24 protein-coding genes and 3 tRNA genes are annotated in these 25,300 nt (G+C 54.9%); 5 read left to right on the forward strand and 22 right to left on the reverse strand.

All coding sequences use genetic code 11. From position 1 onward, the window contains the following. Nucleotides 1–167: 167 nt before the first annotated feature. Genes ycfP through hinT form a run of 6 tightly spaced genes read right to left on the reverse strand, consistent with a single transcriptional unit; the run spans nt 168 to nt 3,964 of the window. Entirely contained in the window at nt 168–710 is a 543-nt protein-coding gene (gene ycfP, locus OGX83_RS08470) for an alpha/beta hydrolase YcfP (protein ID WP_003030817.1), read from the reverse strand. A gap of 21 nt (nt 711–731) precedes the next feature. Next, nucleotides 732–1,757, reverse strand: coding sequence for a beta-N-acetylhexosaminidase (nagZ, locus tag OGX83_RS08475; RefSeq protein WP_286587767.1), 1,026 nt, complete (start codon nt 1,755–1,757; stop codon nt 732–734). A 10-nt stretch (nt 1,758–1,767) separates the two neighbouring features. Then, nucleotides 1,768–2,592: a thiamine kinase gene (gene thiK, locus OGX83_RS08480; protein ID WP_286587769.1), complete on the reverse strand. Its 825-nt coding sequence runs from the start codon at nt 2,590–2,592 to the stop codon at nt 1,768–1,770. After that, nucleotides 2,573–3,214 (reverse strand): penicillin-binding protein activator LpoB, encoded by a 642-nt coding sequence (gene lpoB, locus OGX83_RS08485; protein WP_008784426.1) that lies wholly within the window; start codon nt 3,212–3,214, stop codon nt 2,573–2,575. The genes thiK and lpoB overlap by 20 nt, the downstream gene beginning before the upstream one ends. A gap of 13 nt (nt 3,215–3,227) precedes the next feature. Continuing rightward, on the reverse strand, nt 3,228–3,602 hold the full coding sequence (locus OGX83_RS08490; protein ID WP_286587771.1) for a YcfL family putative periplasmic lipoprotein: 375 nt from the start codon (nt 3,600–3,602) through the stop codon (nt 3,228–3,230). 2 nt (nt 3,603–3,604) lie between these two features. Continuing rightward, nucleotides 3,605–3,964, reverse strand: coding sequence for a purine nucleoside phosphoramidase (gene hinT / locus OGX83_RS08495; RefSeq protein WP_003030826.1), 360 nt, complete (start codon nt 3,962–3,964; stop codon nt 3,605–3,607). A gap of 349 nt (nt 3,965–4,313) precedes the next feature. On the opposite strand from hinT, the gene fhuE reads away from it, so the two are divergent. Continuing rightward, on the forward strand, nt 4,314–6,479 hold the full coding sequence (gene fhuE / locus OGX83_RS08500; RefSeq protein WP_191226156.1) for a ferric-rhodotorulic acid/ferric-coprogen receptor FhuE: 2,166 nt from the start codon (nt 4,314–4,316) through the stop codon (nt 6,477–6,479). Between the two features lie 22 nt (nt 6,480–6,501). Here the strand turns inward: fhuE and paaY are convergent, their stop codons facing one another. The 13 genes from paaY to paaA form a co-directional block, all read right to left on the reverse strand. Then, nucleotides 6,502–7,098, reverse strand: a complete 597-nt coding sequence (gene paaY / locus OGX83_RS08505) for a phenylacetic acid degradation protein PaaY (RefSeq protein ID WP_191221591.1) — start codon at nt 7,096–7,098, stop codon at nt 6,502–6,504. Nucleotides 7,099–7,109: 11 nt separating this feature from the next. Next, a complete protein-coding gene (gene paaX, locus OGX83_RS08510; RefSeq protein WP_165612492.1) occupies nt 7,110–8,036 on the reverse strand; it encodes a phenylacetic acid degradation operon negative regulatory protein PaaX in 927 nt (308 codons plus the stop codon). 156 nt (nt 8,037–8,192) lie between these two features. Next, nucleotides 8,193–9,512 carry a phenylacetate--CoA ligase PaaK gene (paaK, locus tag OGX83_RS08515; protein ID WP_003832244.1) on the reverse strand — a complete coding sequence of 440 codons (1,320 nt, stop codon included), beginning with the start codon at nt 9,510–9,512 and terminating at the stop codon, nt 8,193–8,195. Between the two features lie 28 nt (nt 9,513–9,540). Then, nucleotides 9,541–10,746 carry a 3-oxoadipyl-CoA thiolase gene (pcaF, locus tag OGX83_RS08520; RefSeq protein WP_286587773.1) on the reverse strand — a complete coding sequence of 402 codons (1,206 nt, stop codon included), beginning with the start codon at nt 10,744–10,746 and terminating at the stop codon, nt 9,541–9,543. Continuing rightward, nucleotides 10,746–11,168: a hydroxyphenylacetyl-CoA thioesterase PaaI gene (gene paaI / locus OGX83_RS08525; protein WP_003832239.1), complete on the reverse strand. Its 423-nt coding sequence runs from the start codon at nt 11,166–11,168 to the stop codon at nt 10,746–10,748. Before paaI ends, pcaF begins: the two co-directional genes overlap by 1 nt. Further along, nucleotides 11,161–12,579 carry a 3-hydroxyacyl-CoA dehydrogenase PaaH gene (paaH, locus tag OGX83_RS08530; RefSeq protein WP_286587775.1) on the reverse strand — a complete coding sequence of 473 codons (1,419 nt, stop codon included), beginning with the start codon at nt 12,577–12,579 and terminating at the stop codon, nt 11,161–11,163. Before paaH ends, paaI begins: the two co-directional genes overlap by 8 nt. A 3-nt stretch (nt 12,580–12,582) precedes the next feature. Continuing rightward, complete coding sequence (paaG, locus tag OGX83_RS08535; RefSeq protein WP_048214432.1) at nt 12,583–13,371, reverse strand: 2-(1,2-epoxy-1,2-dihydrophenyl)acetyl-CoA isomerase PaaG; 789 nt, start codon at nt 13,369–13,371, stop codon at nt 12,583–12,585. A gap of 2 nt (nt 13,372–13,373) precedes the next feature. Further along, a complete protein-coding gene (paaF, locus tag OGX83_RS08540; RefSeq protein WP_286587777.1) occupies nt 13,374–14,141 on the reverse strand; it encodes a 2,3-dehydroadipyl-CoA hydratase PaaF in 768 nt (255 codons plus the stop codon). Continuing rightward, nucleotides 14,138–15,208: a 1,2-phenylacetyl-CoA epoxidase subunit PaaE gene (gene paaE / locus OGX83_RS08545; protein ID WP_286587780.1), complete on the reverse strand. Its 1,071-nt coding sequence runs from the start codon at nt 15,206–15,208 to the stop codon at nt 14,138–14,140. The genes paaF and paaE overlap by 4 nt, the downstream gene beginning before the upstream one ends. A gap of 7 nt (nt 15,209–15,215) precedes the next feature. Beyond that, the gene (gene paaD / locus OGX83_RS08550) at nt 15,216–15,713 is read right to left on the reverse strand and encodes a 1,2-phenylacetyl-CoA epoxidase subunit PaaD (RefSeq protein WP_286587782.1); all 498 of its coding nucleotides are present in this window, start codon (nt 15,711–15,713) and stop codon (nt 15,216–15,218) included. Nucleotides 15,714–15,725: 12 nt separating this feature from the next. Further along, complete coding sequence (paaC, locus tag OGX83_RS08555) at nt 15,726–16,481, reverse strand: 1,2-phenylacetyl-CoA epoxidase subunit PaaC (RefSeq protein WP_020996485.1); 756 nt, start codon at nt 16,479–16,481, stop codon at nt 15,726–15,728. A 7-nt stretch (nt 16,482–16,488) separates the two neighbouring features. Beyond that, complete coding sequence (gene paaB, locus OGX83_RS08560; protein ID WP_032943000.1) at nt 16,489–16,776, reverse strand: 1,2-phenylacetyl-CoA epoxidase subunit PaaB; 288 nt, start codon at nt 16,774–16,776, stop codon at nt 16,489–16,491. A 10-nt stretch (nt 16,777–16,786) separates the two neighbouring features. Next, complete coding sequence (gene paaA, locus OGX83_RS08565; RefSeq protein ID WP_195994528.1) at nt 16,787–17,716, reverse strand: 1,2-phenylacetyl-CoA epoxidase subunit PaaA; 930 nt, start codon at nt 17,714–17,716, stop codon at nt 16,787–16,789. 285 nt (nt 17,717–18,001) lie between these two features. On the opposite strand from paaA, the gene paaZ reads away from it, so the two are divergent. Then, complete coding sequence (gene paaZ, locus OGX83_RS08570) at nt 18,002–20,047, forward strand: phenylacetic acid degradation bifunctional protein PaaZ (protein WP_286587786.1); 2,046 nt, start codon at nt 18,002–18,004, stop codon at nt 20,045–20,047. 82 nt (nt 20,048–20,129) lie between these two features. Here the strand turns inward: paaZ and OGX83_RS08575 are convergent. Further along, a tRNA-Asn gene (locus OGX83_RS08575) sits at nt 20,130–20,205 on the reverse strand. 160 nt (nt 20,206–20,365) lie between these two features. On the opposite strand from OGX83_RS08575, the gene OGX83_RS08580 reads away from it, so the two are divergent. Both OGX83_RS08580 and OGX83_RS08585 read left to right on the forward strand, forming a co-directional pair. Further along, entirely contained in the window at nt 20,366–21,853 is a 1,488-nt protein-coding gene (locus OGX83_RS08580) for an EmmdR/YeeO family multidrug/toxin efflux MATE transporter (RefSeq protein WP_003846749.1), read from the forward strand. A 99-nt stretch (nt 21,854–21,952) separates the two neighbouring features. Then, a tRNA-Asn gene (locus OGX83_RS08585) sits at nt 21,953–22,028 on the forward strand. Between the two features lie 618 nt (nt 22,029–22,646). Here the strand turns inward: OGX83_RS08585 and cbl are convergent. Together cbl and nac are read right to left on the reverse strand one after the other, a co-directional pair. After that, on the reverse strand, nt 22,647–23,597 hold the full coding sequence (cbl, locus tag OGX83_RS08590; RefSeq protein ID WP_020996493.1) for an HTH-type transcriptional regulator Cbl: 951 nt from the start codon (nt 23,595–23,597) through the stop codon (nt 22,647–22,649). 101 nt (nt 23,598–23,698) lie between these two features. Then, on the reverse strand, nt 23,699–24,616 hold the full coding sequence (gene nac / locus OGX83_RS08595; RefSeq protein WP_008784390.1) for a nitrogen assimilation transcriptional regulator NAC: 918 nt from the start codon (nt 24,614–24,616) through the stop codon (nt 23,699–23,701). 326 nt (nt 24,617–24,942) lie between these two features. Here nac and OGX83_RS08600 point away from each other — a divergent pair. Then, a tRNA-Asn gene (locus tag OGX83_RS08600) sits at nt 24,943–25,018 on the forward strand. The last annotated feature ends 282 nt before the right edge of the window (nt 25,019–25,300 follow it).

Raw genomic sequence — 25,300 nt, forward strand, 5'->3', positions numbered from 1 at the left:
AGTTACGGTAATGAAAATGTTCTTCGAGAGTGAGAATAACACGAACGGTGCATTGGTCATACCAAAATTGATATGTATCAAGTTTTGATGCTGAAAAGATAGACAACCGGAACTTTAAGAACAAAAAAACCAGCCCGATGGCTGGTTTTTTACACACTCAATAAGGATTAACCTAACGTCTTGAACGCTTTAATGCGCTGCAAATGCGGAGAGATATTCTTAAACTTATGCGTCTGCTCTTCGTCCCAGACTATCTCGTAAAAATGATGCAGCTCTTCCGACGAACGCTGACTGTTAAGCGCTTCATCATGACGTGACAGGATCACCAGGCAGCGATCGCGATTCTTCTCACGGAAATTGGTCACGCATTTTGTTGCGATGTCTGCATACTCCTCAGGTCTGTCGATTTTGCCTTCCATGTTCTCATACGGGAACAGGTTGGGATTAAACACTACCTGACGAATATCACACAGGAAACCAATCCGTTCAGCCCAATATCCCCCGAGCCCCACACCACAAATCAGCGGACGGTCATCCACATTCAGCTGCAGCATTTTGTCCACTTCTTTCAGCAGATGCTGCATATCATGTTTAGGATGCCGCGTACTGTAGCTAATCAGCCTGACATCCGGGTCGATGAATTGCAGCTGCAACACCTTCTCATGGTTGCCCGGGCTGTTAGAGTCAAAACCGTGTAAATAGATAATCATCGCATCCTCGCCAAACTTGCGTTAATGACCTGCTTTCTCTTCCTGCCAGCGCTCATGAAGTTGGTTAAGCTGAGCGCTTACCGTCTTCCAGCGTGCCGAGTCCATCAGTTCCTGACGTGAAAATGAACCTTTATGATACAAACGTGTAACACGTTCTGCATTGATCGGCGACAGATTATCTAACACACTGACCGCTCCCTTACGATTATTGCAGACCAGGATCATATCGCAACCTGCATCCAGCGACGCCTGTCCACGCTCCGCATAGCTTCCCATAATCGCCGCCCCTTCCATCGACAAATCGTCGGAGAAAATGACACCATCGAAGCCAAGTTCCTGACGTAGCACCGTTTTCAACCAGTGAGGTGAGCCACTCGCCGGACGCGGATCGACATCACTGTAGATGACATGCGCAGGCATAATGGCATCCAGTTTGTTTTCCGTAATCAACGTCTGGAACACGGACATATCTTTCGCACGAATCTCGGCTTCTGGGCGCGGATCGGTTGGGGTTTCTTTGTGTGAATCCGCCGTCACCGCCCCATGTCCTGGGAAATGTTTACCGGTCGTTTTCATGCCAGCAGCATGCATCCCGTCAATGAAGCGGGTCGCCATCTCCAGCGCTTTTAGCGGATCGGCATGGTAAGAACGCTCGCCGATTGCCGCGCTGATATGGCCCACATCCAGCACGGGTGCAAAGCTGATATCAATGTCCATCGCGATCATTTCGCTGGCCATCAACCACCCTGCGTCCTGAGCCAGTTTGCCGCCCTCTTCCAGACCGTGCAACGCAGCAAAGGATTGAGCTGCAGGCAGGCGGGTAAAGCCCTCACGAAAACGCTGTACGCGTCCGCCTTCCTGATCTACCGCCACCACCAGATGGTTACGTGACGCAGCCCGGATCTGACGCACTAATTCACGCAGCTGTTCCGGATCATGATAATTTCGGGTAAAGAGGATCAACCCACCTACCAGCGGATGTGCCAGAATCTCACGCTCTTCAGCGTCCAGCTCATACCCTTCGACATCCAACATTACTGGGCCCACACTGCTCTCCTTATCCTTTCATTGTTAGCTGCCGCCAGGTTTCATCGGCCAGCCTGATAAATTGTCGATCGCCGGTTTGCCGCCAGCGATACTCAAACCACCCCGCCTTCAGCATCATTATCCAGGGTTGCCATTGTCTGACCTGTCGCCACAAAACGTCTGGCTCAATGTGCGCTCGTTGGGCGTAGGTGCTAACCAACTGTTGGTGCTGGGATTCATCGCTAACCCATACTGCCGCCAGATCCAGGGCAATATCACCGTCTCCGGCGTATTCCCAGTCAATCAGCCGCAGCCCTGATGCCGTACGTACGATGTTGTCACCGTGAACATCCATATGCAGCGGCCCCAGACGCAAAGGTCGAGGCTCACCTCGTTTCCTTAGCCGCTTCAGCGCGCGCAGCCAGCATGGTGTACGACGCGCCGGATCGCCACACTGCCAGTACTGTTCAAGTAGCGGAAGCAGGTTGATTCGCCAGCCCAACTGGGGTTGCTGGTGCAGATGATACAGTAAGCCTGCGAGTTCGTCGGCGTCCGGTAATCTGGATTCTACCTTACCGTGAAAAAACTCGACTGCCATCCACCCACGCGTATAAAAGTGAGGACGTGGCGCAAGGCTTTCTGGCAGGTGTTTTAGCGCATGATATTGGCGTAAGAAATGAGATTCCGGCGCGTCAGGGTCGTGATGGCAGCGCAGTACCAGTCGGTGGGAACGGTGTTCAATGATGCAGCTCCCGCCGCTCAGGCCGGTTTGGCTGGTTGCGACGGGATGATACTGCGGGAAATAGCGCGACAACACTTCGCCGCGCGTGAGTCTGTTATTGTTGCTGAACGGCACCTTTACCTGACCAGATTATCTCGCCAGTTTGTACCAGCATTAATTGCATTTGCAGCGCAGGCGAATTGACGTTGCCGGATGCGCTGGAATAAAGCACATACTGCGCGCCAACGTTACGGGCGATACCAATCGCTTTACTGCGCGTTCCCAGACTGTCATTCGGCGACAGACCTAACTGCTGTTTGGCGACAGCCAGCTGTTGGGCAGAAATCAGCGTAAACTTACCGTTATTCGCCAGTGCGTTACGTAAGGTTTCGGTGGCTTCACCCGCGTTCAACGAGCCGTTGGTGCGGTTATTCACGCTATCAACCAGCAGAACGCCGCCCGCTTTGACGCCGTCTGCCTGCAGCATTTTGCCGACCATCGGCTGCATAGCCCCGTTCCAGTCATAGTGACGTTGACGTGGCGTAGGCTGCGCCGTTTGGTCTTCATGCTCAATTGGGCCCGGCTGCTGCGGTATACTTGGCACCGTTGGCACAACCGGCACCGGCTGTTGCGGCTGCGCAGGCTGTTCCGGTACCGGCTTCACTTCCTCTACCGGCGCGGGCTCACGTTGCGCCACACAGCCAGAGAGAAACATCGCCAGCGCGGCAATCAGTGCGTAGCGATTCATTTTGTTCATCAAGATTCACCCCTTACAAATAAAGATAAAGTCTAACCTTGTGCGCCCCCAGAAAATTGGCGCTGCCGTACAGCGTCACCGACGAATGGGCCGGAATAATCACACTGCGTGGCACTTCCAGAGGGTGCATTTCCAGCCCTCTGGCGTCATACCAGTAAAACCGATAATGAACGGTAACGGGTTCTTGCCTTTCGTTATAGAGTCGCGAGGATGCCGAGGCCTGAATATCAGACGTTGTTAACGTGGGCTGCTCTGCTGTAATACCCGCCGCCAGAATTGTTGATTCCATCACCAGCGACTGTTCATCACTTACCGGGATTTCAGGATGTGTTCGACAACCCGCCAGCAACAACAAACCTAGTGAAAGCGCAATGCATCCTCTGGTCATGCTTACAGACCTTTATGCGCAAGCATTGGGCCAAGCGCACGTCCACCCAGCAGGTGCATATGAATGTGATACACCTCCTGCCCCCCGTGGCGGTTGGTGTTCATGATTAAGCGGTACCCATCTGCAGCAATGCCTTCCTGCTCAGCAATTTTCGCCGCAACGGTGATCATGCGGCCCAATGCCTGTTCATGTTCCGCCGTCACATCATTGACAGTGGGGATCAGAATGTTAGGAATGATCAGGATATGCGTTGGTGCCTGAGGGGAAATATCACGAAACGCAGTGACCAGTTCATCCTGGTATACGATATCCGACGGAATCTCACGACGAATAATTTTGCTGAATATAGTTTCTTCTGCCACGACGTTTTCCTTTTTCATTAACAGCCCAAGCGTTTTGCCATGCTACGCCGGGTAACTCTGCGAGTATAGAGTATGAGCGAGTTACTCACGCTCTTTCAACTTTAACCCTCGATTTTTTAAGCGAAAACCCCAGTCAGTGCTGCTCTTATAACCATTTCCCTGCGCTATTGCTCAAGCATAGTACTGAAACAATATTTCATTTATGCCGTAGCATCTGTTTACACATTGAGTGCTAATGCGTATATTTCGCATTTGTATTTACATGCGCATTTAATAATTTACAACCAAAGGGTTCATCACAACTACCGGTGATTTGAACTTAATATTAATAATTATCAAGGACTTTTCGATGTCTTTCACAACACTCAACGGGAATGTTCAACGCCAACCGGGCCTTGCCCCTTCTTTGCTGGCAGCATGCATCACGCTAGCGCTTTTACCTTCCACCAGCCTCGCAGCCCCTGCTGAAGAGACAGTGATCGTGGAGGGTTCTGCTCCAGCCGCATCCAGTGAGGAGCAGGATTACAGCGTTAAATCGACGACCGCTGGCACAAAAATGCAGATGACACAGCGCGATATCCCGCAATCAGTCAGCATTGTCAGCCAGCAGCGCATGGAAGATCAGCAGTTGCAAACGCTGGGCGATGTGATGGATAACACGTTGGGGATAAGCAAAAGCCAGGCGGATTCAGATCGCAGCAGCTATTACTCGCGCGGATTTCAGATTGATAACTATATGGTCGATGGGATCCCGACCTATTTTGAATCCCGCTGGAATCTCGGTGACGCCCTTTCTGACACCGCCCTTTTTGAGCGTGTCGAAGTGGTCCGTGGCGCAAACGGGCTAATGACCGGGACGGGTAACCCTTCAGCCTCCATTAACATGATCCGTAAGCATGCCACCAGCCGCGAGTTCACCGGTAATGTTTCAGCGGAATATGGCAGTTGGAACAAACAACGCTATGTGACCGATCTGCAAAGCCCGCTTACAGCAGACGGCAACGTGCGCGGCCGCATCGTGGCGGGTTACCAGAATAACGACTCCTGGCTTGATCGCTACAATAGCGAAAAAATGTTCTTCTCCGGGATTGTCGATGCCGATTTGGGTGACACCACCAGCCTGTCTGCGGGCTATGAATATCAGCGCATTGATATCAACAGCCCAACCTGGGGTGGATTGCCGCGCTGGAATACCGATGGCAGTAAAAACAGCTACGACCGCTCGCGTAGCACTGCGCCGGACTGGGCTTACAACGATAAAGACTTCAACAAAGTGTTTGTCACCATCAAACAACGTTTTGCCGATACCTGGCAGGCGACCATGAACGCCACCCACTCCGAGGTCAAGTTCGACAGTAAAATGATGTACGTCGATGCCTATGTTAATAAGGCCGACGGCACGCTGATTGGCCCATATGGTAATGTCGGAGGAACCGGCTGGAACAGCGGCAAACGTAAAGTGGATGCTGTCGATCTATTTGCCGACGGCGGTTACGATCTGTTTGGTCGTCAGCATAATCTGATGCTGGGCGGCAGCTACAGTAAACAGAATAACCGTTATGAAAGCTCGTGGGCGAACGTTTTCCCCAACGAAATCGGCAGCTTCTATACCTACGATGGTAACTTCCCGGAAACCAACTGGAACCCGCAGTCATTGGCTCAGGACGATACCACGCACATGAAATCGCTATACGCCGCAACGCGTATTTCGCTGGCCGACCCACTGCATTTGATTGTTGGCGCACGTTACACCAACTGGCGTATCGACACCCTGACCTACAGCATGGAGCAAAACCACACCACGCCGTATGCGGGTCTGGTCTATGACATTGACGATAACTGGTCTACCTACGCCAGCTATACCTCAATCTTCCAGCCGCAGAACAAGCGCGACAGTTCCGGTAAATATCTCTCTCCGATCACCGGCAACAACTATGAGCTTGGCCTGAAGTCCGACTGGATGAACAGCCGTTTAACCACCACGCTCGCGGTGTTCCGCATTGAACAGGATAACGTAGCGCAATCAACCGGTGTGCCAATCGCCGGTAGCAATGGCGACACGGCCTTTAAAGCGATGGATGGTACGGTCAGCAAAGGGGTCGAATTCGAGATTAACGGTGCGATCACCGATAACTGGCAGATGACGTTTGGTGCGACACGCTATGTTGCAGAAGACAACGAAGGCAATGCAGTAAACCCAAACCTGCCGCGGACCACGGTAAAACTGTTTACCCGTTATCGCCTGCCAGCCATGCCGGAACTGACCGTCGGCGGTGGAGTTAACTGGCAGAATCGTGTTTACAGCGATACGGTCACGCCTTATGGCACATTCCGCGCGGAACAAGGAAGCTACGCCCTGGTAGATTTGTTCACCCGCTACCAGGTAACAAAAAACTTCTCAGTGCAGGGTAACCTTAATAACCTGTTCGATAAAACCTACGACACGAATATCGACGGTTCTATCGTTTATGGTGAGCCGCGTAACGTCAGCGTTACCGCCAGCTATCAGTTCTGACACCGGGTATTGCGTAGAATCGCTAACTCGCTGACTTAGGTTGCAAATTCTCATCAAACTCCAGCCGCTTTCTGTCGGGTTCTACCGCAGTCAGCGGCTTCACTTCTGCAAGCGTCTGCTGACAGCGCTCCACCAGCACCTGATACTCGCGAGTGCCCTGTTTTTTCCACACCAGTTCCTGCTCAGTTAACATGCGAATCGCTTTTGCCGGGCTGCCGACAATCAGATGGTTGGCAGGCATCTCAGCGCGCGCTTTCACAAACGCCGAAGCACCAACGATACTGTTTTCACCGATGGTCGCGCCATCGATAATCACCGCGCTCATGCCGACCAGCGCGTTACGCCCAATCACACAGCCATGCAGAATCGCGCCGTGGCCGATATGTCCGTCCTCTTCCACCACCGTATCCTGGCCGGGAAATCCGTGCATCACGCAGTTATCCTGGATATTCGCCCCATCTTTAACCACGATACGCCCAAAATCTCCGCGCAGGCTGGCGTTGGGACCAACATAAACACCTTTGCCGAGAATGACATCGCCAATCAGCACTGCGGTTGGGTGAACATAGCTTTCTGCAGGAACTACCGGGATCATCCCGTCAATCTGGTAAATCGGCATGGCTTCTCCTGTTACACCTCGGCTAATCCGCCGAAGCGTTGATAATAGAGCGGACCCGGCGCGGGCAGTTCCCCCACCGAGCTCTCGCCTTTTTCGCTGACGAAAACCTGGGCGCCGGGCGCAACACGTTGATAAATATTAATGCACAGCTGACGCGCCGTCTGACCCAGCCAGTGAGCAGGCAACAATTCTTCCGGCAGCAGCGGATCTTTGAGCACAACCCGACGATAGAAGTGAATGAGCAACAGGCGGATCTGGAAGCAGCGCTCTGGCGTAAGTTCGTCCGGCCCGGCGTCACGCAGTAGCGGTAACAACGGACGGAACAGCGTGATAAACGCCTCGTACATGGCATTTTGTTCGGTTAAGTGCCAGCACCCTTCTACCCGCTCACGCAGCGCAGCGCGGGAGAGTGCCAACGGCGAATGCGCCTCAAAAACGATGACGTTTTCCGCCACCCCAGCTTCATGGAGCAGCGACTGTACGTCCGCCAGCTTTTGCGATGGCGACGCCAGCAGACTCGGCGCCAGCACGCCAAAACCTTGCCATAACAGCTGCTTTTTAACTTCGGCCAGGGTATTTTTCTCCAGCCCCTCCGACAGCAGCAGCAGCCAGGTACCGTCCCACTCAGGGGCGTTGGCACGGTAGATTTTGCTCTCGGCGCGGCGCGTCAAGCGTAGCCCTTTATCACTCAGGCGGTAGAAACTGCGACGGCCGATACGTACTACGTCCAGCCATTCTTCTTTATTAAGGCGAAACAGCGCGGTACGTACAAAACGTTCACCGAAGCCAAGCCCTTCCAGCAGCGCGGCAACGCTACCGAGCCAGACTTCTCCACCGCGTTGCGATAAACAGTCCCCGTAAAGCGAGGCGATAAGCGAGGTGCCGCTGACCGGCATTGCGGTTACCGCCTGCTGAATAAAACTATCGAGTTTTTCCATATGATTCATACTGTTGTCTTTTTTGTCCTTTTTGAATCATAGCACAGGAAAATTTCCGCGATATGGCAGGAATTTGTAGGCCGGATAAGGCAACGCGCCATCCGGCAACTTGTGCGCTCTCGCCTGATGGCGCTGCGCTTATCAGGCCTACGAGGCTTAGCCGTTGGCGGCAACTTTGCGCAGGTCGAACACCCGACACGCCTTTCCTTCTGAGCGCGGGATGCTGCCGCAGTTAACAATGCTTACGTCCGTTGAAATACCGACCATCGACTTAATACGATGACGCAAATGATGGCAAATCTGGCAGCGCTGCTCATGGCTTAGCACCAGGCTACTCTCTTTAAGCTCCACGCGTACCGAAAGCGAATCAAGATGTCCTCGGCGATCCACTTCCAACTGGTAATGCGGAGCCAGATGTTCAATCTTGAGGATCTCTTCTTCCACCTGCGATGGGAAGACGTTGACGCCGCGAATAATCAGCATATCGTCGCTGCGCCCGCTAATGCGATCCATACGACGCATCGTGCGTGCGGTACCCGGCAGCAGGCGCGTCAGGTCGCGGGTACGATAACGAATGACCGGTAGCGCTTCTTTCGTCAGCGTGGTGAACAGCAGTTCGCCGTGCTCTCCGTCGGCCAGTGGCGTACCGTCATCCGGATTGACCACTTCCGGGAAGAAATGATCCTCCCATATTGTCGGACCATCACCCGTTTCGATGCACTCCATCGCCACGCCCGGCCCCATCACTTCCGAGAGGCCATAAATATCCAGCGCCGTAATACCCAGGCGACGTTCGATCTCCGCGCGCATCCCCGTTGTCCACGGCTCTGCGCCAAAGACACCGGTACGCAGCGAACAACCCCGCGCGTCACCGCCCATCTGGCGCTCCAGCTCTTCAATCAGGTTCAGACAGTAGGATGGCGTGACCATAATCATGTCAGGTTTGAAATCGCGAATCAGCTGCGCCTGTTTCTCGGTTTGACCGCCGGACATCGGGATAACCGTTGCCCCCAGGCGTTCCGCGCCGTAGTGCGCGCCCAGTCCGCCGGTGAAAAGGCCATAGCCATAAGCGACGTGGATTTTATCTTTCGCGGTACCGCCTGCGGCACGCAGCGAGCGGGCGACGATGTTAGCCCAGGTATCGATATCATTTTGCGTATAGCCCACCACCGTCGGTTTACCCGTGGTGCCGGATGATGCATGGATACGCACCACCTGCTCCATCGGTACCGCGAAGGTGTCGAAGGGATAGTTGTCACGCAGATCCTGCTTGGTGGTGCAGGGAAACTTGCTCAGATCGCTCAGCTCACGGAAATCATCCGGGTGAACCCCCGCCGCGTCGAACTTACGGCGGTACATCGGGACATTTTCATAGGCGTGTTTTAACGTCCATTTCAGGCGCTCGGTTTGCAAAGCCTGTAATTCGTCACGCGATGCGGTTTCAATCGGATCTAATTTTGTTGTTGTCGTTGTCATTTTGTAGGGCACTCGCAGGTCAATTAGCTCACACTCGCTCAAGGATCATGGCAATGCCCTGACCCACGCCAATACACATCGTACACAGCGCATAACGTCCATTGCGTCGTTCCAGCTCCAGCGTTGCGGCCAGCGCTAACCGCACACCGCTCATCCCCAGCGGGTGACCTAAAGCGATAGCCCCCCCATTGGGATTCACGTGTTCTGCGTCATCTGCCAGTCCAAGCTGTCTCATCACACCCAACGCCTGGGCGGCAAAGGCTTCATTCAGCTCAATCACATCCATATCGTTGATATTCAGCCCGGCGCGCTCCAGCACTTTTCGTACCGCAGGAACTGGCCCAAGCCCCATAAACTTCGGCTCCACGCCCGCCGTCGCCATCGCGACAATGCGTGCACGCGGCGTTAGTCCCTGGGCCTTTATGTGTTGCTCGCTGGCTACGATCATTGCTGCCGCGCCGTCGTTCACCCCAGAGGCATTGCCTGCGGTGACCACGCCGTTCTTACGAAACGGTGTTTTCAGTTGTGCGAGTTGCTCCAGCGTGGTTTCTGTACGCGGATGTTCATCTTCACGTACTGCGCTAACTGCCCCTTTCTTGCCAATGATTTGTACCGGCACAATTTCCTGCGCCAGAATGCCGTCACGCTGGGCTTTCGCCGTGCGCTGCTGGCTGCGATACGCAAAGGCGTCCTGGTCCTCTCGGCTTATATTTAACAATTCAGCTACATTCTCCGCCGTTTCCGGCATGCTGTCAGTTCCGAATTGTTGCTGCATGAGCGGGTTCACAAAACGCCAGCCAATGGTGGTATCAAACATTTCTGCCTGACGCTGAAACGGCGCGGTGGCTTTGCCCATTACAAACGGCGCGCGTGACATTGACTCAACACCACCAGCGATCAGCAGGTCGGCATCACCGGCTTTGATCGTGCGAGCAGCGAAGCCGATCGCATCAAGCCCGGAGCCGCACAGACGGTTGATGGTCGTGCCGGCAACGCTGTGCGGATAACCCGCCAGCAGGGTCGCCATATGCGCCACGTTGCGGTTATCCTCGCCCGCCTGGTTGGCGCAACCGAAGATCACATCGTCAATAGCGCTGGGATCCAGGCGTGGGTTGCGGTTGAGTAATTCACGCAACGGGATGGCCGCCAGATCGTCGGCACGCACGCCTGCCAGCGCCCCGCCGTAGCGACCAATCGGGGTACGAATACCGTCACAAATAAATGCGTCACGCATTAGACTTCTCCTGTAATCGTGCCACCGATGCGGTGGGATTTGCCGCGAAACAGAGCCACGGTTTTGTGTTGCTGATTGACAATTTCAATGTCGTAAACGCCAGTGAGTTTGCCTTGCTGCTTAACCCGCGCGGTGGCGGTCAGTTTGTCACCTGCAAAAGCCGGACGCAGAAAGTCGATACTGGCCGCTGAGGCTACTGCTGCCAGTCCCTGACTGTTGCATGCGTAAGCAAAGGCGGTATCCGCCAGCGAGAACAGTTGCCCACCGTGACAGGTCTGATGTCCATTCAGCTGCGACGGCGACACGGTCATTGTCATCTGCGAATAACCGTCGTCCATCTCAATAATTTCAATCCCCAGCGCCTGCGCGCAGGTGTCTTTCACATACATGGCGCGGGCGTTGCGCCAGGCTTCATTACTCATGACGCATCTCCATCAGCGCTTTCTGGCGCAGCAGCGCACTCGGGCGATAGCGTTCTTCGCCATAGTGCTGTTGTAGATTTTCCAGCAGACGAAGCACACGTCCCCAGCCGAGCGATTCACCCCAGGCCAGCGGCCCGTGCGGGTAGTTGACCCCCAAACACATGGCGGTATCGATATCCTCGGCGCTGGCGACTCCTTTTTGCAGCGCATCCAGCGCTTCGTTCGCCAGCATCGCTACCGTGCGCCATACCAGCAGCCCTGGATAGTCGGCAATACGCAGCACTTTTTTGCCCTGCTGCTGGAAGTAGTACACTGCTTTGTCGGTGGCAGAATCCGGATTGGTTGGTGCGCTTGCCAGCACGACGGTGTCGCCCGCAGCATGGTCATACACCACCACCGGGCGCTGGTGCTGCACGCTTAAGGCCAGCGCGGTTTCACCGGTCGTTTCAAGGAGCAGCACATCATCCAGTTCAGTGACAACGTCACGCTTGATATTTTTTGCTGCATTTTCAGGCGCTACCGCTGCAACAGCCAGTTCAGGCGATACCTCAGCAGGCCAGCGATAGACGCCGTAACCGCTCTTCTTTCCCAGACGCCCCGCCAGAGCGAGCTCCTGTTGCAGCAAAGACGGCAGAAAACGGCGGTCCTGCCAGAAGGCGTTAAACACCGAACAGGTCACGGCAAAGTTGACGTCCTGGCCAATCAAGTCGGTCAGCGCCAGCGGTCCCATCGGGAAGCCGCCGCCGTCACGCAGAGCCGCATCAATCACTTCCGCTGACGCAACCTGTTCTTCCAGCGCGCGCCAGGCTTCAGCGTAATACGGACGTGCCACGCGGTTGACGATAAAACCCGGCGTTGAGCGGCAGCGCACCGGCTGTTTGCCCCAGGCGGTCACGCACTGGCAAAGCTGCTCGACCACTTCCGTTGAGGTGGCAAGGCCGCTCACCACTTCCACCAGTTTCATCACCGGTGCAGGGTTAAAGAAGTGCAGCCCCGCCACACGTTCCGGATGCTTCACTCCCGCCGCAATTGCGGTGATTGAGATCGACGAGGTATTACTGGTCAGCAGCGTTGACGGCAAACAGATCTCCGCCAACTGACTAAACAGCGCTTTTTTAATTTCCAGCCGCTCGGAAGCGGCTTCAATCACCAGTTGTGCATCGGCAAGCTGATTCAGTTCAGTCGCGGGGGCGATCCGTGCCAGTAATTCACTGGCCTGTTCCGCACTGATTTTTCCACGACCAACACGAACGTCGAGTCGCTGGCGAATACCCTCAATGGCGCGAGTAATCGCCTCAGCGGAAATGTCATACAGCAGGACCGAATGTCCGGCGCTGGCAGCCACTTCGGCAATGCCTGCACCCATTGTTCCGCCGCCGATCACGGCAACGCGATGAAGAGTTTGCGTCATGGCTTATTTCCCGCTGAACTGTGGTGGGCGTTTGCCGAGAAAGGCGCTGACCCCTTCGCGATAGTCGTCGCTGCGACCGGCCATGCGCTGGTAGTCGCGCTCAAGCTCAAGCTGCTGATCCAGCGTGTTGGTTTCGGAAAGCTGCAAGGCTTTCTTAATCAGCCCCAGGCCATAGGTCGGCTGCGTCGCGAAATGGCGCGCCATGGTCAACGCGGTATCTTTCAACTCGGCATCGTCGACCACTTGCCAGATCATGCCCCACTGCGCGGCCTGTTCGGCGCTGAGGTTATCGCCAAGCATCAGCAAACCCACGGCGCGAGCGCGACCGGCTACGCGCGGCAGCACCCAGCTTCCGCCGCAGTCCGGCACCAGGCCGAGTTTGCTGAAGGCCATAACAAACTTCGCCGAGCGCGCGGCGAGGACGATGTCGCAGCCCAAGGCCAGTGTGGCACCGGCACCAGCGGCAACGCCGTTGACGGCACAGATAACCGGCTTCGGCAGCGCGGCTAAGCGGCGCACCAGCGGGTTGTAGAAGCGTTCCACCGACATGCCCAGATCCGGCGCGGGACCGCTCGGGTCAACGTTACGGTCGTTCAGATCCTGTCCGGCGCAAAATCCGCGTCCGGCGCCGGTGATCAGCAGACAACGAATGGTGTCGTCGCGCTCGGCCTGTTTCAGGCAGTCGGCGAGCTGCTGGTGCATCACGTCGTTAAAGCTGTTGAGTCGGTCCGGGCGGTTCAGGGTGATAGTCATCACGCCCTGCTCCACTTCGCTGAGAATAAATACGTCCACGATTAGCGTCCTTTAAATTCCGGTGTGCGTTTTTCTAAAAAGGCGCTGACGCCTTCACGACGATCTTCGGTGCCGCTCAGCAGCGTAAACAGCTGACGTTCCTGCACCAGACCGGCCTGGAGACCCACTTCTTGCGCAGCGCGTAGAGACTGCTTTGCCACCCGCAGCGCCAGCGGTGAGTGACGGGCGATGGTCGCCGCCAGCTTGAGCGCGTATTCATCGGAGAGGTTCGCCGGGTGAATATCACTCACCAGCCCGGCCTGTTGCGCTCGTTCGGCATCAATGCTTTCACCGCTCAGCACCATTCGGCTGGCCAGCGCTTTGCCAACACAACGGATAAGCCGCTGCGTACCGCCCGCCCCTGGCATGGTGCCGAGAGTAATCTCCGGCAGACCAAAGCGGGCGTTATCCCCGGCAATCACCAGGTCGCACAGCAGAGCCAGCTCGCACCCGGCTCCCAGCGCGTAACCGTTAACCACCGCGATCAACGGCTTGTTGAAGGCATCAATACGTGCCCACAGGCGTGGGCGAATATCGTCGAAAGTGGCGGGCAGATCTTTTTCCGCCATTTCGTTGAGATCGGCTCCGGCAGCGAAGTAGCGCGGGTTGCCGCTAATCACGCAAACGCTGATGCTGGCGTCCGCCGCCGCGCTTTCCAGCGCGTCAGCAATCTGCGTTAGCAGCGCATTGTTCAGGGCGTTACGCGCCTGCGGACGGTTCAGAGTCAGTTGCAGTACACGGTCGTGACGGGAAATCAGCAGTTCGCTCATGCCATCCCCCGCGCATCGAAGTCGACCACTACGTCACCGCTGGTTGGCAGCGCCTGGCAGCTCAGCACATAGCCCGCCGCCAGTTCATCGGCTTCAAGGCTGTAGTTGGCGGCCATAGCCACCTCGCCGCTGACCACCTTGCATTTGCAGGTGGCGCACACGCCGCCTTTACAGGCGAACGGCAGGTCAGCGCCCTGGCGCAACGCGGCGTCGAGAATGCTGTCATCTTCCGCATTCAGTGAAATCAGGCGATCGCGCCCATCCTGACGAAGGGTGACCGTGCGGCCTTCCGCCTGCACGCCGGTGACGCGTTTCACGCTGGTCCCCGGCGTATTGAAACGCTCAAGGTGAATGGATTTTTCCGCTATGCCCAGTTCGCGCAGTGCCACTTCAGCTTCATCCATCATTGCCGATGGGCCACAGATAAAGGCGTCGTCAAAGCGGCTGAAATCGAGCAGGTTTTTGCCCAGCGCACGCAGTTTGTCGCCGTCAATACGACCCTGTAGCAGATCGCTGTCCATCGACTCCTGACTGAACAGGTGCACCACCTGTAAACGCTGCGGATAGCGGTCTTTCAGATCGGCCAGCGCCTGACGGAACATCATGCTGTGGCTGCTGCGGTTGCCGTAGATCAGCGTGAACTGGCTGGCCGGTTCGGTCGTCAGCGTCGCTTCAATAATCGCCATCATCGGCGTAATGCCGGACCCGGCGGCAATCGCCAGATATTCGGCTTCGCGCTCGGCCTGCGGCTGGTAGCCGAAGTGCCCTTGCGGCACCATCACTTCCAGCGCCATACCCTGCTGGATATCCTGCTGGGCATAGCGGGAGAAACGCCCACCGTCGATAGCTTTAACCGCGACGCTAATTTCCGACGGCGAGCGGCTGCGACAAATGGAGTAACACCGACGCAGCTCTTCTCCACCGAGGTGAGCTTTCAGCGTCAAATGCTGGCCCGGTCGGAAGGCGTAGGCATTACGCAGCGCGTCGGGAATGGTGAAAGTGATGGTCACCGCATCGCGCGTTTCCGCTTCGACGTTGGCCACGGTAAGCGAATGAAATGTTGTCATCGCAACCTCAAATACATTTAAAGTAATCAAAGGGTTCACGGCAGCTGTCGCAGCGATACAACGCTTTACAGGCCGTGGATCCGAATTCGCTAATCAGCGAAGTATGGGGGCTGGCGCAGCGCGGGCACTGTACGTCAGTTGGCATTTCGGCATGACAGGCGTGGGCCTGCGGCGGGCTGATACCATACTGGCGCAGGCGTTCGCGGGCGTCCGGGCTCATCCAGTCAGTGGTCCACGGTGGGTCAAGCTGCAGGACGATATGTACTGGCGTATAGCCGTGCTCCGCCATCACCATGCGAATTTCACCCAGTAGATGCTCGGTGGCCGGGCAGCCGGAGTACGTCGGCGTAAAGCCGATTACCCAGCCGTCGCCGCAGCGCTCAACGCTGCGTACCATGCCGAGATCGGTGATGGTCAGCACCGGCACTTCCGGATCGGAAATCACACTTAACAGCCCCCAAACGGCGTGCACCTCTGGCGGTGCGATCGCGGTAAGACGTTGCATAGCCACCCCCTGCTACCACTGCTGACCAGGATACGCACGCTGCAAGTACTGCATCTCGGCCAACATCGGCCCGAGATGTTCGCTGTGTAGCCCCTGCTTACCGCCGTTGCGAAACGCCGCCTCTTGCGGAACGTGTAAACCAGAATCAATCAGCGCAGTGTGTACCGTCGTCTGCCATTCGGTTTGCAGTTCGCGCGGATCGACGGCAATGCCCTGCCTGGCCAGAGCGATCTCCAGTTCGTCGGCAAGGAACAATTCGCCGGTGTAACGCCACAGATTGTCCACCGCCTTCTGCATCAGTTGTGCGGAGTAGTCAGTACCATTCCCCAGTCGCTCCAGCCAGCCGCGGCTGAAGCGCAGGTGATAACGCACTTCTTTCAGTCCTTTGGCAGCGATAGCCGCAATCTGCTTATCGCGGCTGTTAACCAAACGAGTGAACAGCGCCACGTGCCAGACGTCGATAAAGAACTGGCGAGCGATCGTGTCGGCAAAGTTGCCGTTAGGCTGTTCCACCAGCAACAGATTGCGGAACTGACGCTCATCACGACCAAAAGCCAGCGTGTCTTCGTCGCCGCTACCCGCCAGTTCGGCTGCGTAGCTGAGGAAGTTGCGCGCCTGCCCCAGCAGGTCGAGGCCGATATTAGCCAGCGCCAGATCAATCTCCAGCTCCGGCGCATGGCCGCACCAGGCACCCAGACGCTGAGCCAGCACCAGGCCGTTATCGCCCAGACGCAGGGCATAGGTTGCAACGGGATTCAGGTTATTCATCGTTGCCTCACATATGTTCCATGCCGTCCGGCACGGTGTAGAACGTGGGATGGCGATAGACTTTGCTCTCCGCCGGGTCGAAAAATTCACCGCGTTCCTCCGGCTGTGACGCAACAATTTCGCTGGCTTTCACCACCCAGATGGAGCAGCCTTCGCTGCGGCGTGTATAGGCATCGCGGGCATTTTCCAGCGCCATCTGGTCATCGGCGGCATGCAGACTGCCAACGTGACGGTGTGATAACCCCTGTTTGCTGCGGACAAAAACTTCGTATAACGGCCAGTATGTTTTGCTCATGACTCTCTCCTTACGCCGCGTCGCGGGCCTGTTGCTTTTCGGCGTGCGCCAGTGCGGCCTCGCGCACCCATTCCCCTTCTTCCCAGGCCTTACGCTTTGCGCCCAGACGTTCGTGGTTGCAGACACCACGACCGTTGATGACCTCATTAAATTCCTGCCAGTCGATCTCACCGAATCGATATTTCCCCGTCACTTCATCAAGCTGTAGGTCGGCGTCCGGCACGGTCATACCGAGGATTTCTACCTGCGGGACCGTGTTATCAACAAAGCGCTGACGCAGTTCGTCGTTGGAGTGCAGTTTGATTTTCCACGCCATACTGCGGGCACTGTTCGGTGAGTTGTCGTCGTTCGGGCCAAACATCATCAACGCAGGCCACCAGAAACGGTTGATGGCGTCCTGCAGCATCTGACGCTGTTCCTCGCTACCAGTAGCCAGCGCCATACACGCTTCGAAGCCCTGACGCTGATGGAAGCTCTCTTCTTTGCAGATTTTGACCATCGCCCTGGCATACGGGCCGTAGGAGGTACGACACAGCGCCACCTGGTTAACAATCGCCGCGCCATCGACCAGCCAGCCGATCACACCGATATCCGCCCAGCTCAGGGTTGGGTAGTTGAAGATGGAGGAGTATTTCATCTGGCCGTCGAGCATCTTCTGGTACAGATCTTCACGCGCGCAGCCCAGTGTTTCCGCCGCGCTGTAGAGGTACAGACCGTGTCCGGCCTCGTCCTGTACTTTTGCGAGCAGAATGGCCTTACGCCGCAGCGTGGGTGCGCGGGTTATCCAGTTGCCTTCCGGCAACATGCCGACAATTTCCGAGTGCGCATGCTGGCCAATCTGGCGGATCAGCGTCTTACGGTATGCGTCCGGCATCCAGTCCTGCGGCTCGATGGCCGTTTCCTGCGCGATGCGCTGGTCAAAGCGTTGTTCTTCAGTCACGTCATCACCTTATGATTCCGATAATTTCAACAAATCAATATTTGTGAATCACTTTGTTTTATAAAAGTTACATCTTGGTTAAATAAAACCACAAATTTTGTTTGCTGGTTTTGCGATACTTGTCGCAAAGGGTTTTTGTTTATCCATTAATAACAGATAGATAACCAATGAAGGTAAAGTGTTCGCGATCTCATTGTTAACAAATTATTAAAATCTCGCTTGCATTTTGTGATTCATAAAAGAACTATTTAAAGAGATATTACGGAACACATCTGGAGATTAACGATGCAGCAGTTAGCCAGTTATTTATCCGGTGCCTGGCAGACAGGCCGGGGCCGCACCCGCACCATCCACCACGCCCTTACCGGTGAAGCGCTTTGGGAAGTGACAAGCGTTGGACTGGATATGGCGCAGGCGCGCCGCTTTGCGATTGAGCACGGCGGCAAAGCGTTACAGGCAATGAGTTTTATTGAGCGCAGCGCGATGCTAAAAGCGGTGGCGAAGCATTTAATGGAACTGAAAGCCGATTTCTATGCCATATCCGCGCAAACCGGAGCAACGCGCGGTGACAGCTGGGTCGATATCGAAGGCGGCATTGGCACGCTTTTCACTTATGCCAGTCTCGGTGGCCGCGAGCTGCCGGACGATACGCTGTGGCCGGAAGACGAACTGATCCCGCTCTCCAAACAGGGCGGTTTTGCCGCACGCCACGTGCTGACCTCCAAATCCGGTGTTGCGGTGCATATCAACGCCTTTAACTTCCCCTGCTGGGGTATGCTGGAGAAGCTGGCGCCAACCTGGCTTGCCGGGATGCCCGCCATTATCAAACCTGCAACCGCCACCGCGCAGCTCACTCAGGCAATGGTGAAAGCGATTATCGACAGTGGTCTGGTACCGAACGGCGCAATTAGCCTTATCTGCGGCGGCGCGGGTGACCTGCTCGATCACCTCGACAGCCAGGATGTGGTGACCTTTACCGGTTCTGCTCATACCGGACAGCAGCTGCGCGTGCACCCCAATCTGGTGGCTAAATCGGTTCCTTTCACCATGGAAGCGGATTCACTCAACTGCTGCGTGCTGGGTGATGACGTCACCCCAGAACAGCCTGAGTTTGCACTGTTTGTACGTGAAGTAGTGCGCGAGATGACGACCAAAGCCGGGCAGAAATGTACCGCTATCCGCCGCATTATCGTGCCACAGGCGCAGGTGAAAGCGGTCAGCGAGGCGCTGATTACCCGTCTGCAAAAAGTGGTAGTGGGCGATCCGGCGCAGGAAGGCGTGAAGATGGGGTCGCTGGTGAATAACGATCAGCGTCAGGACGTGCAGGAAAATGTGAATCGTCTGGTTGAAGCCGGGTGTGAGGTGCTGCTGGGTGGAAAAGCAGATCTGAGCACGGCTGGGGCTTTCTTCCCGCCAACTCTGCTGTTTTGTCCGCAGCCGGATGAAATTGCCGCGGTACATGCAATTGAAGCCTTTGGCCCGGTCGCCACGCTGATGCCGTATCAAAATACCGAGCATGCCATGACGCTGGCACGCGCCGGTGAAGGCAGTCTGGCAGGAACGCTGGTGACGGCGAGCGGCGAACTGGCGCGAGAGTTTGTCCTCGGTGCGGCCCGCGCCCACGGGCGTATTCAGGTGCTGAACGAAGAGTCCTCGGCGGAATCGACCGGTCACGGCTCTCCGCTGCCACAGCTGGTCCACGGCGGGCCTGGACGTGCAGGCGGCGGTGAAGAGCTGGGTGGTCTGCGCGCGGTGAAACACTACATGCAACGCACCGCCATTCAGGGCAGCCCAACCATGCTCGCGGCGGTAAGCCAACAGTGGGTACGTGGCGCTCGGGTGGAGGAAGATCGTATTCACCCGTTCCGTAAATACTTCGAAGAGATCCAGCCGGGCGACAGCCTGCTGACGCCACGTCGTACACTGACCGAAGCGGATATCGTTAACTTTGCCTGCCTCAGCGGTGACCACTTCTACGCCCATATGGACAAGATTGCAGCAGCCGATTCCATTTTCGGCGAGCGCGTGGTGCACGGTTACTTCCTGATTTCCGCCGCAGCCGGTCTGTTTGTTGACGCGGGCGTCGGTCCGGTGATTGCCAACTATGGCATGGAAAACCTGCGCTTTATCGAGCCGGTTAAGCCGGGCGACACTATCCAGGTGCGTTTAACCTGCAAACGCAAAACGGTGAAACGTCAGCGCAATGCCGAAGAAAAAGCGACCGGCGTGGTGGAGTGGTCGGTGGAGATCTTTAATCAGCACCAGCAGGCGGTGGCGCTGTATTCCATTCTGACGTTGGTTGCGCGTCAGCATGGGGATTTCCCGGCGTAAGATTCCGGTGTAGGTTCGCTCGATCAGGCTTGAAACAAAAAGCAAAAAGCCTGCTTTGTTTCCTAAGCAGGCTTCTTAAATATGGCTCCTCTGACTGGACTCGAACCAGTGACATACGGATTAACAGTCCGCCGTTCTACCGACTGAACTACAGAGGAATCGTTGTGGAGGCTTATCTTAGCGGCGAAAAAAATTTTGTCAAACCCCATTTCCTCGAATGCGAATCAATTGATGCTTCTCTCGACAGTTTGTTGCATTTACAGACATTTTAAATAGAAAAAACTTTGCAGCTTTTTTGATTCTCCCTCATCATTTGAAATGAGGTTTCAACTTTCTTCGTTAAGGTCCACTTTGAACGTCTCCGCTGCCTTACGCCAGGTCGCTTCCCGCACGCCCTGGTATGCCAAACGCAAGAGTTATAAGGTTCTCTTTTGGCGCGAAATCACTCCGCTGGCTGTCCCCATTTTTCTGGAAAACACCTGTGTGCTATTGATGGGTGTTCTCAGTACCTTCCTGGTCAGCTGGTTGGGAAAAGAAGCGATGGCCGGGGTTGGACTCGCCGACAGCTTTAATATGGTCATCATGGCATTTTTCGCCGCCATCGATCTGGGCACCACCGTGGTTGTAGCATTTAGCCTCGGGAAACGAGATCGTCGACGGGCCAGAGCCGCGGCCAGACAATCACTGGTGATCATGACAATTTTTGCTACCGTTCTGGCAGCTGTCATTCACTATTTTGGTCAACAGATTATTGACGTTGTCGCAGGTGAAGCAACGCCAGATGTTAAAGCTTTGGCACTCACCTATCTGGAGCTGACGGTGCTCAGCTACCCGGCGGCAGCCATTGCGCTGATTGGCAGTGGCGCACTACGTGGAGCCGGAAATACAAAAATACCGTTGTTGATTAACGGCGGCATGAACATCCTGAATATCATCATCAGTAGCATCCTGATTTACGGGATCTTTTCCTGGCAAGGTCTGGGATTTGTGGGAGCAGGCCTGGGACTGACCATTTCGCGCTACATCGGGGCGATTGCCATCATCTGGGTACTGATGATTGGTTTTAACCCCGCGCTGCGAATCCCCTTCAAAAGCTATTTTAAGCCACTCAATCTCGCCATTATCTGGGAGGTGATGGGGATCGGCATTCCGGCAAGTATCGAGTCAGTGCTGTTCAATGGCGGTAAACTTTTGACGCAGATGTTTGTTTCAGGCATGGGAACCAGCGTTATCGCCGGGAACTTTATTGCATTTTCTATCGCCGCGCTTATCAACTTACCGGGGAATGCTTTAGGTTCCGCGTCGACAATCATTACCGGCAGGCGTCTGGGAAATGGCCAGATTGCCCAGGCTGAAATCCAGCTACGGCATGTATTTTGGCTGTCGACGATCGGCCTGACGGCAATTGCCTGGTTAACCGCTCCTTTCGCCGGGGTGATGGCCTCATTTTATACCCACGATCAGGATGTAAAAGAGGTCATAGTCATCCTGATTTGGCTCAACGCAGCATTTATGCCGATATGGGCAGCCTCCTGGGTGTTACCAGCAGGCTTTAAAGGTGCGCGAGATGCACGTTTTGCTATGTGGGTATCGATGCTGGGCATGTGGGGCTGCCGCGTAGTCGCGGGTTACACCCTGGGTATCGTATTAGGATGGGGAGTTGTCGGCGTTTGGTTAGGCATGTTCTTCGACTGGGCCGTACGCGCCGCGTTATTTTACTGGCGTATGGTCACCGGCCGCTGGCTGTGGAAATACCCGCGCCCCGAACGCGAAAAGTGCATAAAACAACCGGTTGCGTCTGAATAAGCGGCGAAATGGGGAATATTTCAGCAAACGATCGCATTTATCTATTCAGGCTTTGACAACGCTGAGCGGCATCGCTAATATTCGCCTCGTTCACACGATTCCTCTGTAGTTCAGTCGGTAGAACGGCGGACTGTTAATCCGTATGTCACTGGTTCGAGTCCAGTCAGAGGAGCCAAATTTAAGAAGCCTGCTTAGGAAACTAAGCAGGCTTTTTGCTTTTCTGCGATCCTATTCGCCAGGTAGAACGCTTCACTCCACACCAGGTTTTTCCATACTGGCTACGGGAGAATGTCCGTCTGCTTATGCAAAATGTCTCTATGATCCAATTCGTTAACGTCATGGTTAAGTATCTTATCGTGCAACGACATCAGAATGAGACCCATACTTGCCCATGCCGATACTGCTGAAAGCAGCGCTAACCACTTTATTAGTAATTCCACTGAGTACAATAGCCGGTGAGAAAGTCACGCTACGTTGCCCGGACAGAGGCTGGGCGGAGGTGACATTTCATTTGTTCCAGCACGTTAGCGTGCTGTGGGAAAACAATAGTTTTTATGTTTCCGATGCCCGCCGTAGTCAGAGTAATAAATTCTATACGTTTACCAATCGAGATGTTCTTTCGGTGAAGAATGGATTTCAGTTTATTTATGCGGATTCGGGACGGGCGGTGTCTTGTTCGATATTGTCGCGGGTGCCGACGCAGGATCTGAGGCTGGAGACCTTGAGGTAACGCAGCTTTCTACCCGCCATTCAGCGACGTCAGAGAAGCCCGATCGCTCACGGGCTTTTGTAGTTAAATCTGATAATCAATCACCGCCTCATCTGGCTCCATCGCCTGGCGCTTAATTTCATCGACGGATAGCCCTGCATTGCATAGCTCGATGAATCGCCAGACGTAGTTGCGCTGCAGCTGTCCGCGTTTAAGCCCCAGCCAAACGGTATTTGCATCAAACAAATGCCGGGTATCCAGACGGGTTAAGGTCCCCTCTTCCTGCTCGCCGCTGGATTGCTCTGCCACCAGCCCAATCCCCAACCCCAGCGACACGTAAGTTTTAATCACATCCGAGTCCTGGGCGCTGAGAATAATATCCGGTATCAGCCCTTTGCGAGCAAATGCTTCATCGATGCGGGAACGCCCTGTAATCCCCTGACGATAGGTAATTAACGGCCAGTGAGCAATAGACTCCAGCGTGAGCGGAGAGGCTTTCACTAATGGATGGTCATTAGGAACAAGCAGGCTGTGGTGCCAACGAAACCAGGGAAAAGCCACCAACAATGGATCGCTGCTCAGCCGCTCACTGGCAATTCCGATATCTGCCCCGCCATTTTGTAGCAGGACATCAATCTCCTGTGGCGTACCCTGAATAAGTTCCAGACGCACCTCAGGGAACAGCTCACGAAAAGCTTTTATCACCGCAGGCAAGCTATAGCGTGCCTGGGTATGCGTGGTGGCAATCGTCAGAACGCCGGACGTGTCATTGGTAAACAGATCCGCCAGTCGACGAACATTGCTGGCCTCATTCAGAATACGCTCGGCAATAACCAGCAAGGCTTTACCCGGTTCGGTCATGCCCAACAGGCGTTTACCGCGACGGATAAAAATCTCGATGCCAAGTTCATCTTCAAGTTCACGAATGTGTCGGCTGACGCCCGACTGCGAGGTGTACAGTATATTCGCGACCTCTGTCAGGTTGTAATCCTGACGGGCCGCCTCGCGGATTATTTTAAGTTGCTGGAAATTCACGTTTCGCTCCGGGCACATCAGACATTACGCTATTGTTAAAGTCTGATGCCCGGCATAACAAATAATAAAAACCTGCATCTTATTCCTTGCGGGAATAAGGTTTAGCTGACCAGCTGCAGCTCGCGATTTTCCAGCGCCGGACGGCTGACCAGCGACAACAGGATCTCCTTCACGGCCTGCGCCTGGGGCGATAAGCTCCCTCTGGCGGATACGTTCAACGATAATGGCAGATTCATCGACGGTGTTGTGATGCGCGCCATCCAGCCGTTAGCCGCATTGCATAATGAACGGGCGGCCGACTCAGGCAACACTGTGACACCCATACCACTGGCAATGGCGGCCGTTAGGGTGGAGATAGACTCAATTTCGCCAATCACTTTAGCCGTTAAGCGACGTAGCGAAAAAGCTTCATCCACGCGCAGGCGAACCGCGCTGTAATCCCGTGGCAAGAACAAATTCATCTGCGCCACTGCGGCTAAATCGACGCTTTGGCCAGGACACTCACGCGTGCCAACCAGGTACAGATCCTCTTTAAGCAACGGTTGACTGCTGATGCCCGCCACGGGTGAACGCTCATAGAGCACTGCCATATCTAATTGCCCGCTGAGCAGCTTGTCATTCAGCACTGCCCCACTGTTTTCATGCAAATAGACCAGCACATCAGGCAGTTCGGCACGTAGCGTCTGTAATAACGGCATGGTAATGGATGACGCGACTGTCCCCGGCGCAAGGCCGATAGAGACCTGTCCACTCAAGGTCTGGCCCACGTTATTAACCGCAAGTTGCGCCTGTTCGCACTGACGTAAAATCGTCCGGGCGTGGGTATATAGCACTTTTCCTGCTTCCGTCGGCGTGACGCCACGCTTGGTACGAATCAGCAATTGCTGATCCAGCTCACCTTCCAGCGTAGCGACCTGCTGGCTCAGCGCGGGTTGCGCAATGTGCAACACTTCCGCTGCCTGGGTCAGGCTACCAATATCGACGATTTTCACGAAATATTTCAGTCGTCTGAAGTTCATTTTGCCTCCTGTCGGAATACCAGAACCCGTGCTGGCAGTCATTAAATTCAGGATTGCAAGATGCTTGCCACTTTCGTCTAAAATGATGTTTTACGGTTAAAGCCGCGTAAAGTCAGGAGTAAAAGCGAAGGAAGATCATTCTGTGTACCTAAGTATCTCATTCAGGCTGCCCTGGAAGAGGTAGACACGCACCAGAATGGGGCAAAAGCATAAAAAGACGGAAAGATCGCCGCTTTGCTGATTTTGTCAGCAAACGAACACACAAATGTATTTACCCCTTTGACAAGCCTCACCACCCTCGCTAATATGCGCCTCGTTCAAACGATTCCTCTGTAGTTCAGTCGGTAGAACGGCGGACTGTTAATCCGTATGTCACTGGTTCGAGTCCAGTCAGAGGAGCCATATTTAAGAAGCCTGCTTAGGAAACTAAGCAGGCTTTTTGCTTTTATGCCATTGCTCAGTGCGCATATCAAAACCTCAACTTAGTCTGGCCAACACTTCATTCATAATAGCCGCAGGTATTTGTTCCAGACGCTTGCCGTTCCAGGCTTCCATATCAATAAACAGGAACAACAATGAGTTGAGATGTCCACTCTTCGCTCACAGTAGACTTTAAACTCACCCAGTACGTCCGCTCTGTGCCCAGAAGCGGCGTTTTCTATCGCCGCTGATATATTAATCAAT

Source organism: Citrobacter sp. Cpo074 (assembly GCF_030332745.1).
In the GTDB taxonomy this organism is placed as follows: domain Bacteria; phylum Pseudomonadota; class Gammaproteobacteria; order Enterobacterales; family Enterobacteriaceae; genus Citrobacter; species Citrobacter portucalensis.

What these genes read in the sequence shown, in the direction of transcription:
- paaC (WP_020996485.1), bottom strand. Translation starts at nt 16,481, where the DNA reads ATGAATAACCTGAATCCCGTTGCAACCTATGCCCTGCGTCTGGGCGAT.
- nac (WP_008784390.1), bottom strand. Translation starts at nt 24,616, where the DNA reads ATGAACTTCAGACGACTGAAATATTTCGTGAAAATCGTCGATATTGGT.
- paaX (WP_165612492.1), bottom strand. Translation starts at nt 8,036, where the DNA reads ATGGAAAAACTCGATAGTTTTATTCAGCAGGCGGTAACCGCAATGCCG.
- paaY (WP_191221591.1), bottom strand. Translation starts at nt 7,098, where the DNA reads ATGCCGATTTACCAGATTGACGGGATGATCCCGGTAGTTCCTGCAGAA.
- paaE (WP_286587780.1), bottom strand. Translation starts at nt 15,208, where the DNA reads ATGACAACATTTCATTCGCTTACCGTGGCCAACGTCGAAGCGGAAACG.
- ycfP (WP_003030817.1), bottom strand. Translation starts at nt 710, where the DNA reads ATGATTATCTATTTACACGGTTTTGACTCTAACAGCCCGGGCAACCAT.
- OGX83_RS08580 (WP_003846749.1), top strand. Translation starts at nt 20,366, where the DNA reads ATGAGGTTTCAACTTTCTTCGTTAAGGTCCACTTTGAACGTCTCCGCT.
- paaB (WP_032943000.1), bottom strand. Translation starts at nt 16,776, where the DNA reads ATGAGCAAAACATACTGGCCGTTATACGAAGTTTTTGTCCGCAGCAAA.
- paaZ (WP_286587786.1), top strand. Translation starts at nt 18,002, where the DNA reads ATGCAGCAGTTAGCCAGTTATTTATCCGGTGCCTGGCAGACAGGCCGG.
- paaF (WP_286587777.1), bottom strand. Translation starts at nt 14,141, where the DNA reads ATGAGCGAACTGCTGATTTCCCGTCACGACCGTGTACTGCAACTGACT.
- paaH (WP_286587775.1), bottom strand. Translation starts at nt 12,579, where the DNA reads ATGACGCAAACTCTTCATCGCGTTGCCGTGATCGGCGGCGGAACAATG.
- paaK (WP_003832244.1), bottom strand. Translation starts at nt 9,512, where the DNA reads ATGACAACGACAACAACAAAATTAGATCCGATTGAAACCGCATCGCGT.
- paaI (WP_003832239.1), bottom strand. Translation starts at nt 11,168, where the DNA reads ATGAGTAATGAAGCCTGGCGCAACGCCCGCGCCATGTATGTGAAAGAC.
- OGX83_RS08490 (WP_286587771.1), bottom strand. Translation starts at nt 3,602, where the DNA reads ATGACCAGAGGATGCATTGCGCTTTCACTAGGTTTGTTGTTGCTGGCG.
- paaD (WP_286587782.1), bottom strand. Translation starts at nt 15,713, where the DNA reads ATGCAACGTCTTACCGCGATCGCACCGCCAGAGGTGCACGCCGTTTGG.
- lpoB (WP_008784426.1), bottom strand. Translation starts at nt 3,214, where the DNA reads ATGAACAAAATGAATCGCTACGCACTGATTGCCGCGCTGGCGATGTTT.
- fhuE (WP_191226156.1), top strand. Translation starts at nt 4,314, where the DNA reads ATGTCTTTCACAACACTCAACGGGAATGTTCAACGCCAACCGGGCCTT.
- pcaF (WP_286587773.1), bottom strand. Translation starts at nt 10,746, where the DNA reads ATGCGTGACGCATTTATTTGTGACGGTATTCGTACCCCGATTGGTCGC.